Below are 12,676 nucleotides of genomic sequence, written 5' to 3'. Positions count from 1 at the left end.
AACTCTTGAAGGGTGTTCACATGACCGATATCCGCCGCCTGCCGGTGCTGTCCTTGTCCGACGTCGTCGTCCTGCCCGGCATGGTGGTGCCGATCGAGCTGGACGAACCCGCCCAGGCCGCCCTGGACGCGGCCCAGGCCGCCGCCGAGGCATCCGGTGAGACCGAGCCGCGGAAGGGCGAATTGCTGCTGGCGCCGCGGCTGCCCGACCGTTACGCCACCTTCGGCGTCGTCGCCACCATCGAGCAGGTCGGCCGGCTGGCCGGCGGGGCTCCGGCGGCGGTGCTGCGCGCCGGGCAGCGGGCCCGTATCGGTACCGGCGTGTCCGGGCCGGGTGCCGCGCTGTGGGTGGAGGCCGAGCTCGTCCCCGACGAGGCCACCGCCGAGCAGACCGCCCGGGCCAAGGAGCTGGCCGCCGAGTACAAGTCGCTGGTGATCGCCAACCTGCAGAAGCGCGACGCCTGGCAGGTGATCGACACGGTCGAGAAGATGACCGACCCGTCGGTGTTGGCCGACGCGGCCGGCTGGGCCCCGTACCTGACCGCCGAACAGAAGCGGCAGGTCCTCGAGACCCCGGACGTGGTCGCCCGTCTCGAGCTGCTCATCGAGTGGACCAGGGCCCACCTGAACGAGATGGACGTGGCCGAGAAGATCCGCGACGACGTCCGCGATGGCATGGAGAAGTCCCAGCGCGAGTTCCTGTTGCGGCAGCAGCTCGCCGCCATCCGTAAGGAGCTCGGCGAGGGTGAACCCGAAGGAGCCGAGGATTACCGGTCCCGGGTCGAGCAAGCCGACCTGCCGGAGAAGGTCCGGGAGTCGGCGCTGCGCGAGGTCGGCCGGCTCGAGCGAGCCAGCGACCAGAGCCCCGAGTCCGGCTGGATCCGCACGTGGCTGGACACCGTGCTGGAGCTGCCCTGGCAGAGCCGGACCGAGGACAAGACCGACGTGACCGCCGCCCGCGCCGTGCTGGACGCCGATCACCACGGCCTGGACGACGTGAAGGACCGGATCACCGAGTACCTGGCGGTCCGCAGCCGGCGGGCCGAGCGTGGTCTGCAGGTGGTGGGCGGTCGCGGTTCCGGCGCCGTGCTGGTGCTGGTCGGCCCGCCCGGCGTCGGCAAGACCTCGCTCGGCGAGTCGGTGGCCCGCGCCCTCGGGCGGACGTTCGTCCGGGTCGCCCTGGGCGGCGTGCGGGACGAGGCGGAGATCCGCGGCCACCGGCGCACCTACGTCGGCGCGTTGCCCGGTCGGATCGTCCGGGCCATCGCCGAAGCCGGTTCGATGAACCCGGTGATGCTGCTCGACGAGATCGACAAGGTCGGCAGCGACTACCGGGGCGACCCGGCGGCCGCGCTGCTCGAGGTGTTGGATCCGGCGCAGAACCACACCTTCCGCGACCACTACCTGGACCTGGATCTGGACCTGTCCGACGTGCTGTTCCTGGCCACCGCCAACGTGCTGGAGACCATCCCGTCCGCGCTGCTGGATCGGATGGAGCTGATCACGATGGACGGCTACACCGAGGACGACAAGGTCGCCATCGCCCGCACGCACCTGTTGCCCCGGCAGCTGGAGCGGGCCGCGTTGGATTCGTCGGAGGTGGTCGTCACCGATGCGGCGCTGCGCAAGCTGGCCGCCGACTACACCCGGGAAGCCGGGGTGCGGCAGCTGGAACGGTTGCTCGCCAAGGTGTTCCGTAAGGTCGCCACCCAGCTCTCGGCGGGGACGGTCCAGGCGCCGGTGACGGTCGACGAGGCCGACCTGCGCGGGCTGATCGGCCGGCCGCGGTTCACCTCGGAGACCGCCGAGCGCACCTCGGTGCCGGGGGTGGCCACCGGACTGGCGGTCACCGGGATGGGCGGCGACGTGCTGTTCATCGAGGCGTCCGCCGAACCGGTCGCCGACGGAACCGAGCCGGGCAAGGGGTCGAGCCTGACCCTGACCGGTCAGCTGGGGGACGTGATGAAGGAGTCGGCGCAGATCGCGCTGTCCTTCATCCGGTCGCATCCGGAGGAGGTCGGCATCGAGCCCGGCGCGCTGAACCGGACCATCCACCTGCACGTGCCGGCCGGTGCGGTGCCGAAGGACGGACCGTCGGCGGGTGTCACCATGGTGACCGCGCTGATGTCGCTGGCCACCGGCCGGCCCGTCCGCTCGGACGTCGCGATGACCGGCGAGGTCACGCTCAACGGCAAGGTGCTGCCGATCGGCGGGGTGAAGCAGAAGCTGCTCGCGGCCCAGCGGGCCGGCGTGACCACGGTGTTCATCCCGCTGCGCAACGAGCCGGACCTGGATGACGTGCCGTCGGAAATCCTGGACGCGCTCACCGTCATCCCGGTCGGTGACGTGCGGCAGATCCTGGCCCAGGCACTGGAGCCGGCATCAGGTGCGGCCGAGGTGGCCGCAGCGGCCTGAGCTCGTCTCCCGAGGGCGCGCCGCCGGTCATTCAACGATCGGCGGCGCGCCCTTTCGGCGAAGGAGGCATCTCGCCGATCGGGAATCGCCCGGGGCTCAGATGCTGATCGCGACCTTTCCGTTGACCCGGCCCGCCGCCAGATGGCGCACGGCAGCGGGCACCTCGTCCAGCGAGTAGGTCCGGTCGATGCTCGGGATCACCCGGCCGGCCGCGACGTGGCCGGCCAGGATCTCACTGTCACTACCCCGCTCCTTGGCAGCCAGCCCGGTCAGCCGCTGCCCGACGAACGGGGTCATCATCATTGCCCGCACCTGCCGGCCGATCCCGCCGGTCAGGTTGCCCTTGCTCTCGCCGCCGACGATGACGGCCGTCCCGGTCGGGGTGAGGGCCCGCCGAAGCCGGGACAACGGCGAGTTGCCGGCGATGTCGATGATCAGGTCGTAGTGCTGCGCGCCGTCGGCGAAGTCGTCACGGGCGTAGTCGAGGACTTCGTCCGCACCCAAACCCCGGACCAGGTCCCGCTTGCCTGCGCCGCACACCCCGGTGACGTGCGCCCCGGCGGCCGTGGCCAGCTGCACGGCGTAACTGCCGACGCCCCCGGACGCGCCGGTGATCAACACCCGCTGCCCGGCCTGGAGCCCGCCAGCGGCCAGCGCCTGCAACGCCGTGCCGCCGGAGACCCCGATGACCGCCGCCTGCTCGAAGGTGACATTGGCGGGCTTGTGGGCGAGCTTGTCGGCGCGCGCCGCGGCGTATTCGGCGAACGAGCCCCGGCTCATCCCGAACACCTCGTCACCCTCCTTGAACGTGGTGACCGCCGAACCGACCGCGACAACGGTGCCGGCGACGTCGATGCCGGGCACCCGGTTCTTCGGGCGGCGGAGCCCGAACCCGATGATCCGCATGAGGTACGGAGTGCCGGTCAGCAGGTGCCAGGTGCCCCGATCGAGGCCGGCCGCCTGCACCCGCAGCAGCACCTCGTGCTCGGCGATCTCGGGCTGCTCGATGGTCGCCGATCGGAGCACGTCGGGCGTGCCGTAGCTGTCCTGCACGATCGCCCGCATCGTTCGCGGCGCCGTCGCTGCCCCCGGGATGGTGTCGGTGGTGGTCGGCCGGGTGGTTTCGGTTCTCATGATCGCTTTCCTTTCGAGAGGTGAATGGCCTGGTCGGCCGGGTGACCGAAGCGAGGGGCCGGGTCAGCTGGTCGGCGGAACCGCGATGGAGGTGCTTCCGGCCGATGGTCGACCCTCGGTGTCCTGCCCTTTTCGTACTAAGTAAGAGACTATAGTACTAAGTACAAATTGGCTAGTGTTTCGGAGGCACGATGTCCAGACCGACCCGCGGCACCGCCCGGGAACGCGTTCCGCTCAGCCGGGACCGGGTGCTGGCCGGCGCAATCACGGTCGCCGATGCCGGCGGGATCGGTGGGCTCACCATCCGCACGCTTGCCCAGGAACTCGGCGTCAAACCGATGTCGGTGTACTACTACGTCGCCAACAAGGACGAGATCATCGACGGAATCGTCGATCTCGTGTACGGGGAGATCGATCTGCCGGCGCCCGGCGGTGACTGGCGCGGCGAGATGAGGCGGCGCGCTCATTCGGCTCGCCGGGTGCTGGGGAATCATCCCTGGGCCACCCCGCTGCTGCAGTCACGCCGCAACCCCGGGCCGGCGACGCTGCGCCATCACAATGCCTTCATCGCGACCCTGCGGACGGCGGGCTTCTCGGTGCGGCTGACCGCGCACGCCTTCGCCCTCATCGACAGCTACGTCTTCGGGTTCGCCCTGTCGGAGAACGCCCTGCCCATTCACGGCCCGGAGAGCGTCGCCGACACCGCGGCATCGATGATGCATCTTTTCGACGCCGCGGCCTACCCGTCGCTGCTCGAGTTCACCATGGAGCACGTCATGCGTCCCGACTACGATTTCGGCGACGAATTCGAGTACGGGCTCACCGTCATCCTGGACGCCCTGGCCCGGGCACTCGCGGAGAGCAGCGACGACCCCACGCGCCATGTGCCCGATTGAGGTTGACTGACGGATGTCAAGCGCGTAGAAAAGACCTTGGACGTACAAATGTACGAATCGCTTCTCGGAGGGATCGCTCCAGCCGCTGGCCCGCCTCCACCCACCGCAACGCGGCCGGTGCCGCGAACATCCTCGATATTCACGCGGGTCATCCACCCCTGAATGTGAGAAGGACGGCCGATGCGGAGGGACGACATCTGCGCCGCCCGGCACCGGGTAGCGCCGGCCGCGCGACTGGATCGGGGCGAGGCAAGCACTCAGAGGCGACGCGGGGCATGACCGGCCGATACTTCGCGGACTGCAAGGCCACGTCCTCGAGCAGGTCCTCCGACGACACCATCGCGGCGAACCGGCTCTGGCAGGCCAGTGCCGATCTCGTCGGCCTCACCGCACCACGGCCGGGTTGACGCGGGCGGTTTGCCGCCCACCGGGGAACGCCCGAAATCAGCCAGCCGGCCGGCACGTGCTCGGCCATGGACAACGGCACGAAGGAGGGCCATGGCCGACATCTCCCGGCCGGCGGGGAGCACCCCGACCCCCCAGCCGGACCCTCCCCCGCCCGCCGGGCCCGGCGGATCGCGGCACCGACCCGCCGGCGCGGCGACACCGGAGACCGGGTCGCCCGCTCCGCATTTGGTCGGCTGGGCTTTCATCTCGCTGTACGCCCTCGCGTACATCGGCACGATCCTGCTGTTCCTCGCGCCCCTGCTGGTCAGCCTGGCACTGAAGATCAACTCGCTGGTCGGGATCGAGCAGGCACCGAAGAGCCTCGCGCTGGTCACCGGGACCGGCGCCCTGCTGGCCCTGTTCGCCAACCCGTTCTTCGGACGGATGAGCGATCGCACCTCGTCACGGCTCGGGATGCGGCGCCCGTGGATGATCATCGGCCTGGCCGGTGGCTCCGTGGGCATCCTGGTGGTCGCGGTGGCCCCCACCGTGGCGGTCGTCCTCGTCGGCTGGTGCGTCGCGCAACTGTTTCTCAACGCCCTGCTCGCTGCCCTGGTCGCGGTGCTGCCGGATCAGGTGCCGGCGGCCCAACGCGGAACGGTCGCCGGTGTGCTGGGTGTCTGCCTGCCCATCGCGGCGGTCAGCGGGACCTTTCTGGTCCAGCTCTTCGCCGGCCGCGAGCTGGTCATGTTCCTCGCCCCGTGCGCGATCGGCGGGTGCTTCGTCCTGCTCTTCGCGGCCACCCTGACCGATCGCCGGCTCGACCGGGCGGACCGGCCGGCCTGGTCGCTGCGCGAGTTCGCCGGCACGTTCTACGTGAACCCGCGACGGAGCCCGGATTTCGCCTGGGCCTTCGTCAGCCGCTTCCTGCTGGTGATGGCGTACGCATTCCTGACCACCTACCAGGCGTACTACTTGCTGGACCGGATCGGCAGCGCCGAAGCCGATGTGCCGCAACAGGTCTTCATCGGCACCCTCATCCAGTCCGCGCTCATCGTCGCCGCATCCGTGATCGGCGGGCGCCTGTCCGACCGGACCGGCCGCCGGAAAGTCTTTGTCCTCACCGCGTCGATCGTCTATGGCGTGGCGATGTTCGTGATCGCCGTCGCCAGCACCTTCAACGGCTTCCTGGCCGGTATGGCCATCGGCGGGCTCGGGTTCGGGGTGTATATGGCCGTCGATCTGGCGCTGGTCGTCGATGTGCTGCCGGACCAGGGCAACGTCGCCAAAGACCTCGGCGTGTTCAACCTCGCCGCCGCGCTCCCCTCGTCCGTCGCACCGGCCATCGCGCCGGTGATCCTGGCGGTCAGCAGTGGCAGCTACGGCGCGCTGTACGCGGTCGCCGGAGCATGCGCCATCGTCGGGGGTGCCGCCATCCTGCCGGTGCGGCGGGTCCGCTGACCGCGATGACCGCAGGGCGAGTCAGCAGCGTCCACTAGCCTCAGCACCATCGCATTGCGGACATCCCGAGGAGCCGAGCCGTGACGAGCCAGCTGGTCGCGACCAAGCTCTACGTTCCCCGGCTCCGGCGGAATTCGGTGGCCCGACCCCGGCTCAGCGCACGGTTGGACCGCGGGTCCGAGACCCGGCTGACGCTGATCTCCGCCCCGGCCGGATTCGGCAAGACCACGCTGCTCACCGCGTGGCTCGCCGGCGTGGACCGGGAAAACCGTTCCGTGGCGTGGCTCTCGCTGGATCAGAACGACAGCCGACCCGGCCCGTTCTGGACCTACCTGATCACCGCCCTGCAGACGGCGGTGCCCGGCGTCGGAGCCGGAGTGCTGCCGCTCCTGCAGTCGACCCCACCGCCGATCCAGACCGTCCTCGCCGCGGTCCTCAATGAGCTCTCGGCCGTTCCGGTGGACGTCGACCTGGTGCTCGACGACTACCACCTCGTCGACGGGCCCGATATCGGAGCCGGCATGACGTTCCTGCTGGACCACCTCCCCCCACAGATCCACCTGGTGATCAGCAGCCGGGCCGATCCGGCCCTTCCGCTGGCTCGATTGCGGGCCCGGGGTGAGCTGGTCGAGGTTCGCGCCGCCGACCTGCGCTTCACCCCCGACGAAGCGGCGACCTACCTCAACGACGTGACCGGTCTCGATCTGGCGCCGGCGGACATCGCCGCGCTGGAGGGACGCACCGAAGGATGGATCGCCGCCCTCCAGTTGGCCGCACTGTCGATGCAGGGACGAAAGGACGTCGGCGACTTCATCGCCGGCTTCGCCGGTGACGACCGGTACATCGTCGACTACCTGGTCGAGGAGGTGCTGCAACGGCAGACCGCACAGGTACGCACGTTCCTGCTGCGGACCAGCCTGCTGGACCGGTTGAGCGGGCCCCTGTGCGATGCGGTGACCGGCGAGCCCGGCGGCAAGGCCACCCTTGAGGCACTTGACCGGGCCAACCTGTTCCTGATCCCGCTCGACGACAACCGCCACTGGTACCGCTACCACCACCTCTTCGCGGACATGCTGCGCGCCCATCTCCTGGACGAAAGACCCGACGAGGTCGATGAGCTGCACCGGCGGGCCAGCCGGTGGTACGACCGGGACGGGCAACCGGCACCGGCGGTTCGCCACGCGCTGGCCGCCGGCGATGTCGAGCGGGCCGCGGACCTGGTCGAGCTGGCCGGGCCGGAGCTGCGCCGGACCCGGCAGGAGGCCACCATCCGGGCGTGGCTCGACGTCATCCCCGACGAGGTCGTGCGAGCAAGGCCGGTCCTGGCGATCGGTCTCATCGGGGCCCTGATGGCCGGCAACGAGTTCGACGGCGTCGAGGAACGCCTTTCCGATGTGGAACGCCGGTTGGCGGCCAGCGACCACGACGACCCGGGAGGGTCTGCCGGAGACATGATCGTCGTCGACGAGAAGGAGCTCTCCCGGCTGCCCGGGGTGATCGCGATGTCCCGAGCCGGGCTGGCGATGGTGCGCGGAGATCTCCCCGGCACCATCCGGCACGCGCGGCTGGCGATGGGCCGCGCGCCGGCCGATGACCATGTGACACGGGCCGGGGCCGCCGCTCTCTCAGGGTTGGCATTCTGGGCGGGCGGCGACCTCGAGGCCGCGGCCCGGGCCTATGCGGACGCGGTCGATGGGTTGCAGCGGGCCGGGCACATCGCCGACGTGCTGGGCTGTTCGATCGCCATCGCCGATATCCGCATCACCCAGGGCCGCCTGACCGATGCGCTCCGCACGTACGAGCACGCATTGCAGCTCGCATCCGACGAGCCCGGTCCGGTGCTCCGCGGGACGGCCGACATGTACGTCGGCTTGAGTCAGATCGCCTGTGAGCGTGGCGATCTGGCCGCCGCCACCGAGCACCTGCGGCGCAGCCAGGAGCTCGGCGAGCACATCGGGTTGCCGCAGAATCCGTACCGGCGGAGGGTCGCGATGGCGCGAATCCGGCAATCCCAGGGCGATCTGGCCGGCGCCCTCACCCTGCTCGACGAGGCGCAACGCGTCTACGTGGGCGACTTCTCCCCGAACGTGCGGCCTGTCGAGGCGCTCCGGGCCCGGGTGCTGGCCGCGCAGGGCAACGTGCCGAAGGCCATGGAATGGGCCCGGGAGCAAGGCCTGCAGGTGGACGACAAGCTTTCTTACGTGCGGGAATTCGAGCACATCACGCTCGCCCGTATCCTGCTGGCCCAGGGCGCGACGAGCGGCGACAGGGGTTCGCTCGGGCCGGTCACCCGCCTGCTGGACAACCTGCTGTCGGCCGCCGACGCCGGCGGCCGGACGGGCAGCGCGATCGAGATCCTGGTGCTGCAGGCGCTCACCCGGCACGCCGATGGTGACACTGCCGGCGCGCTCACCGCGCTGGACCGGGCGCTGACGCTGGCCGAACCGGAGGGCTACGTTCAGGTGTTCGTGGGTGAGGGTGCACCGATGGCATCCCTGCTGACCGTGGTCGCGGCCCGGCGGACCGCGTCGGACCATGTCCGGCGACTCCTGGATGCCTTCACCCGGGACGGCGCGACCGCCCCCGCGCCGTCCCCGGTCGAGCGGATGGACCGCCGCGGACCGGGGCTGGTCGAGTCGCTGAGCGACCGCGAGCTGGACGTGTTGCGGCTGCTGGCCACCGATCTGGACGGTCCGGCCATCGCGCGTCGGCTCTTCGTGTCCGTCAACACCATGCGGACGCACACCAAGAGCATCTACGCCAAGCTCGGCGTGAACAGCCGCCGGGCCGCGGTCCGGCGGGCCGAGGAGCTCGACCTCCTCGCGCACACCCCTCAGCAGTGATCCGTCCACCGGCGCCTGGCGCCTGAAGGTCGCCCGGTCGACCTCACCAGTTCCGACCGCCTGGGGTCACCACCTCAATCACCACTCGTGGTGATGCCCACTCACCACATCGGCTCCTACCTTTTCAATCACACCGGCAGACCGCCGGGGATCTTCCGGAGCGGATCCGCAATGAGAGGGGGCCCGATGAGTCACCTTTCGACCGCCGACGGGGCCGGATGGTACGAGATTCGCCTCAAGGGGCACCTGGACGGCCGCTGGGCCGCCTCGTTCGACGGGCTGGCCCTCACCACCAACAGCGACGGCACCACCACGATCCACGGCCTCGTCGTCGACCAATCGGCGCTGCACGGCCTGCTCCAACGGGTGCGGGACGTCGGCCTGCCGCTCATCTCCGTCACCCCGGTGGACGCCGACCAACCCGATCCGACCACCCCATCCCGTTGATCATTCCGACCAAGGAGAACGACATGTCGACCACCGCGAACACTGTGCCGGGCACCGCAACCCAACGAGTTCCGATGACGTCGCTGAGGAAGAGCTCACTCGCCGCCGGCATCCTCTACCTCATCACCTTCGTCTCGATCCCGACCCTGTTCCTCTACGGGCCGGTCAAGCAGTCGGACTACGTCCTGGGTGCCGGGCCGGACACCGCCGTCCTGATCGGCGGCCTCCTCGAGGTGATCGTGGCCCTCGCCGGGATCGGGACCGCCGTCGCGCTGTTCCCCGTCATCCGGCGGCAGAACGAAGGGGTGGCGCTGGGCTTCGTCGGGACACGGATCCTCGAGGCCGCCACCATCTTCGCCGGGGTCGTCAGCCTGCTCTCGATCGTCACCCTGCGGCAGACCGGCACCGGCGCGGATGCCGTGCCGACCGGGCAGTCCCTGGCCGCCCAGTACCACTGGACGTTCCTGCTCGGCCAGGCCCTGCTGCCCGGACTGAACGCCGTACTGCTCGGCAGCGTGCTGTACAAGTCCCGCCTGGTCCCCCGGTGGCTCCCCACGCTGGGTCTCGTCGGAGCGCCCATCATCTTCGCCTCGGTGATCGCCAAGTACTTCGGCGTCTACGACGAGCTGTCCGCCTGGTCGGGGCTCGCGGCCCTGCCCATCGCCGTGTGGGAGTTCTCGCTCGGTGTCTACCTGACCGTCAAGGGCTTCCGGCCCTGCCGCATCACCGCCGAGATGACCGCCGAGGCAGCGCTTTCCAGCCGAGAGACCACCGCCTGATCAGCACCGCCCGACCACCCGCTCCCACCGAGTACGACGGCGGCCGATGCCCGGCCGCCACGGCGAGAACGACACCTCCGCCCCGCCCACCATCACCACGGCGTCCGATGCCCGGGCGCCGATGGTGGAAGCGAACATCCACCCACCGTTGCGACCACCATGTCGAAGGACGACCACCGTGATCGAAGTAGAGAACCTCAGCAAACGCTACGGCACCACCACGGCGGTCGACGGCGTGAGTTTCGTGGTGCAGCCCGGAATCGTCACCGGATTCCTCGGCCCGAACGGTTCCGGCAAGTCCACCACCATGCGGATGATCGCAGGCCTGGACCGGCCCACCGCCGGCCGGGTCACCGTGAACGGCAATGACTATCGCACCAGCGCCGCCCCGATGGCCGAACTCGGTGTCCTGCTCGAGGCCAAGGCCGTGCACACCGGCCGATCGGCCCGCAACCACCTGCTCGCCCTGGCGCAGACCAACGGAATCAGCCGGCGGCGGGTCGACGAGGTGATCGACATGGTCGGCCTGCGTGAGGTGGCCGCGAAGCGGGTCGGCGGTTTCTCCCTCGGCATGGGCCAACGGTTGGGGGTGGCCTCGGCGCTGCTGGGCAACCCGCAGACCGTGGTCCTGGACGAACCGGTGAACGGGCTGGATCCCGAAGGGGTCCGCTGGATGCGGACCATGCTCAAGGGCCTGGCCGCGGACGGGCACACCGTCTTCGTGTCGTCCCATCTGATGAGCGAGATGGCCCAGACCGCAACACGCCTGGTGGTCATCGGCCGGGGTCGGCTGATCGCCGACACCACCGTGGACGACTTCGTCGCCCGCGCCTCGCACCACTCGGTGACCGTCCGCACCCCACAGGCCGCCCGCCTGCGGGAGCTGCTGGCCGGCCCCGACGTCACCCTCACCGTCGATGTCCATCGGCCCGACGGGCTCGTGGTCGATGGGCTGACCGCGGACCACGTCGGCACGATCGCCTGGCAGCACCACATCCCCGTCTTCGAGCTCACCGTCCAGCGGGCATCCTTGGAGGAAGCGTTCATGACCCAGACCAACGACGCCGTCGAGTACCGCGCCACGGACCGCACAGCCAGCACCCCCGCAGCCGCAGCGGTGACCCGATGACCGCCACCCTCGACCCGGCGGCCACCGGGACCGCACGCCCCCGGACGAGGGTGACCCAGTTCCGCGTGGTGCTCTCCGAGTGGACCAAGTTTCGCTCGCTCCGATCCACCGCCTTCACGCTGCTGGCCGCCGTCGCGCTGATGATCGGGCTGGGCGCCCTATTCGCGGCCATCGCCGCCGGCCAGCCCAGCGGCCTGGACCCCGGCCAGACCGCGGTCTCGACCTCCCTGACCGGAACGTTCTTCGCGCAGCTGGCGATCGGTGTGCTGGGCGTGCTGCTGATCAGTGGCGAGTACAGCACCGGGATGATCCGCTCGTCGTTGACGGTGGTGCCCCGCCGGCTACCGATGCTGTGGGCCAAGATCGCGGTGTTCGCCGGCGTGGTGTTCGTGACCATGCTGATCGCCGGCGTCGTGGCCTTCATCGTCGGGCAGGCCCTGCTACGGGGACAACAGCTGGACGTGGCCCTGACCGACCCCGGCGCGCAGCGGGCGGTGGTCGGCGCGGCGCTGTACGTGACCGCCGCCGGCGTCACCGCGCTCGCGTTCGGGGCGTTGCTGCGCAACACCGCGGCCGCGATCACCACCTTCGTCGCCGTGTTCTTCGTGATCCCGCCGCTCACCTTGCTGCTGCCCGCATCGATCACGGAGCCCGTCGTGCGGTACCTGCCGACCAGCATCGGCAGCGTCCTGACCGGTAGCACCCCGGGGGCCGATTCCCTGGCGCCATGGACCGGCTTCGGCGTGCTGTGCGGGTACGCGGCCATCCTGATCGGGTGCGCCGCGTGGCGGTTGCGTCGCGCCGACGCCTGACCGACGGCTCGCCACTGGCAGCGCCCGACGGCGGCCCGGTCCGGGAGTTCCCCGGGTCGGGCCGCCGTTGCCGTGACCCGGTCAGGACTTCGTCAGGACGGTTCGGTCGGCGCCGGGTCGTCCGCCGGCACCTCCGGCCTGGTGACGCCGGCCTCCGACGGGCCCGCGGACTCGGCCGTCTGCTCGCCCGACTCGTCGCCCTCCGCGGTCGTCCATACCCGGGCCAGCTCGGACTCGCTGATCGGCACCCCGCCATAGTCCTCGGTCGCGCCCGCCCGGTCCCGGGCGTCCGCAGAAGCGTCGGGGACTCGGTTCGAATCCGTCATGGCGCCGTCCTCGTCGGGGCCATCGCAGGCTCAACGCCCCTCCCGCGG

The 12,676-nt window shown here is 70.4% G+C and carries 12 protein-coding genes; 9 read left to right on the top strand and 3 right to left on the bottom strand.

From position 1 onward, the window contains the following. Positions 1 to 20: 20 nt before the first annotated feature. A complete protein-coding gene (lon, locus tag ACILSK_RS15295) occupies positions 21 to 2,414 on the top strand; it encodes an endopeptidase La (protein ID WP_395728030.1) in 2,394 nt (797 codons plus the stop codon). 96 nt (positions 2,415 to 2,510) lie between these two features. Here lon and ACILSK_RS15290 read toward each other — a convergent pair whose 3' ends face one another. Then, positions 2,511 to 3,479: an NAD(P)-dependent alcohol dehydrogenase gene (locus tag ACILSK_RS15290; protein ID WP_395728075.1), complete on the bottom strand. Its 969-nt coding sequence runs from the start codon at positions 3,477 to 3,479 to the stop codon at positions 2,511 to 2,513. A gap of 260 nt (positions 3,480 to 3,739) precedes the next feature. Here ACILSK_RS15290 and ACILSK_RS15285 point away from each other — a divergent pair, with 260 nt between their 5' ends. The 6 genes from ACILSK_RS15285 (at position 3,740) to ACILSK_RS15260 (ending at position 10,361) form a co-directional block, all read left to right on the top strand. Further along, a complete protein-coding gene (locus tag ACILSK_RS15285; protein ID WP_395728029.1) occupies positions 3,740 to 4,444 on the top strand; it encodes a TetR/AcrR family transcriptional regulator C-terminal domain-containing protein in 705 nt (234 codons plus the stop codon). Positions 4,445 to 4,719: 275 nt separating this feature from the next. Further along, on the top strand, positions 4,720 to 4,851 hold the full coding sequence (locus ACILSK_RS15280) for a hypothetical protein (protein WP_395728028.1): 132 nt from the start codon (positions 4,720 to 4,722) through the stop codon (positions 4,849 to 4,851). Between the two features lie 91 nt (positions 4,852 to 4,942). Beyond that, positions 4,943 to 6,292, top strand: a complete 1,350-nt coding sequence (locus ACILSK_RS15275; protein WP_395728027.1) for an MFS transporter — start codon at positions 4,943 to 4,945, stop codon at positions 6,290 to 6,292. 80 nt (positions 6,293 to 6,372) lie between these two features. Then, the gene (locus ACILSK_RS15270; protein ID WP_395728026.1) at positions 6,373 to 9,135 is read left to right on the top strand and encodes a tetratricopeptide repeat protein; all 2,763 of its coding nucleotides are present in this window, start codon (positions 6,373 to 6,375) and stop codon (positions 9,133 to 9,135) included. A 186-nt stretch (positions 9,136 to 9,321) separates the two neighbouring features. Then, positions 9,322 to 9,582: a hypothetical protein gene (locus tag ACILSK_RS15265; RefSeq protein WP_395728025.1), complete on the top strand. Its 261-nt coding sequence runs from the start codon at positions 9,322 to 9,324 to the stop codon at positions 9,580 to 9,582. 74 nt (positions 9,583 to 9,656) lie between these two features. Continuing rightward, the gene (locus tag ACILSK_RS15260; protein WP_395728024.1) at positions 9,657 to 10,361 is read left to right on the top strand and encodes a DUF4386 domain-containing protein; all 705 of its coding nucleotides are present in this window, start codon (positions 9,657 to 9,659) and stop codon (positions 10,359 to 10,361) included. On the opposite strand, the gene ACILSK_RS15255 is transcribed toward ACILSK_RS15260, so the two are convergent. Beyond that, positions 10,362 to 10,499 (bottom strand): hypothetical protein, encoded by a 138-nt coding sequence (locus ACILSK_RS15255; protein WP_395728023.1) that lies wholly within the window; start codon positions 10,497 to 10,499, stop codon positions 10,362 to 10,364. A 40-nt stretch (positions 10,500 to 10,539) separates the two neighbouring features. Between ACILSK_RS15255 and ACILSK_RS15250 the strand changes: the two genes are divergently transcribed. Together ACILSK_RS15250 and ACILSK_RS15245 are read left to right on the top strand one after the other, a co-directional pair. Then, positions 10,540 to 11,490, top strand: a complete 951-nt coding sequence (locus ACILSK_RS15250) for an ABC transporter ATP-binding protein (protein ID WP_395728022.1) — start codon at positions 10,540 to 10,542, stop codon at positions 11,488 to 11,490. Next, positions 11,487 to 12,302, top strand: coding sequence for an ABC transporter permease (locus tag ACILSK_RS15245; RefSeq protein WP_395728021.1), 816 nt, complete (start codon positions 11,487 to 11,489; stop codon positions 12,300 to 12,302). The genes ACILSK_RS15250 and ACILSK_RS15245 overlap by 4 nt, the downstream gene beginning before the upstream one ends. A 92-nt stretch (positions 12,303 to 12,394) precedes the next feature. Here ACILSK_RS15245 and ACILSK_RS15240 read toward each other — a convergent pair whose 3' ends face one another. After that, positions 12,395 to 12,628 carry a hypothetical protein gene (locus tag ACILSK_RS15240; RefSeq protein WP_395728020.1) on the bottom strand — a complete coding sequence of 78 codons (234 nt, stop codon included), beginning with the start codon at positions 12,626 to 12,628 and terminating at the stop codon, positions 12,395 to 12,397. Positions 12,629 to 12,676 lie beyond the last annotated feature (48 nt).

Origin of the sequence: Nakamurella sp. (assembly GCF_044224575.1) — a bacterium.
Lineage (GTDB): Bacteria > Actinomycetota > Actinomycetes > Mycobacteriales > Nakamurellaceae > Nakamurella.
This window is presented reverse-complemented; position numbering and strand designations above follow the sequence as displayed.

Bases quoted from the DNA above. Each gene is read 5' to 3' on its own strand.
- ACILSK_RS15290 (WP_395728075.1), bottom strand. From the start codon at position 3,479: ATGCGGGCGATCGTGCAGGACAGCTACGGCACGCCCGACGTGCTCCGA.
- ACILSK_RS15285 (WP_395728029.1), top strand. From the start codon at position 3,740: ATGTCCAGACCGACCCGCGGCACCGCCCGGGAACGCGTTCCGCTCAGC.
- ACILSK_RS15275 (WP_395728027.1), top strand. From the start codon at position 4,943: ATGGCCGACATCTCCCGGCCGGCGGGGAGCACCCCGACCCCCCAGCCG.
- ACILSK_RS15245 (WP_395728021.1), top strand. From the start codon at position 11,487: ATGACCGCCACCCTCGACCCGGCGGCCACCGGGACCGCACGCCCCCGG.
- lon (WP_395728030.1), top strand. From the start codon at position 21: ATGACCGATATCCGCCGCCTGCCGGTGCTGTCCTTGTCCGACGTCGTC.
- ACILSK_RS15255 (WP_395728023.1), bottom strand. From the start codon at position 10,499: ATGTTCGCTTCCACCATCGGCGCCCGGGCATCGGACGCCGTGGTGATG.
- ACILSK_RS15240 (WP_395728020.1), bottom strand. From the start codon at position 12,628: ATGACGGATTCGAACCGAGTCCCCGACGCTTCTGCGGACGCCCGGGAC.
- ACILSK_RS15265 (WP_395728025.1), top strand. From the start codon at position 9,322: ATGAGTCACCTTTCGACCGCCGACGGGGCCGGATGGTACGAGATTCGC.
- ACILSK_RS15260 (WP_395728024.1), top strand. From the start codon at position 9,657: ATGACGTCGCTGAGGAAGAGCTCACTCGCCGCCGGCATCCTCTACCTC.
- ACILSK_RS15280 (WP_395728028.1), top strand. From the start codon at position 4,720: ATGACCGGCCGATACTTCGCGGACTGCAAGGCCACGTCCTCGAGCAGG.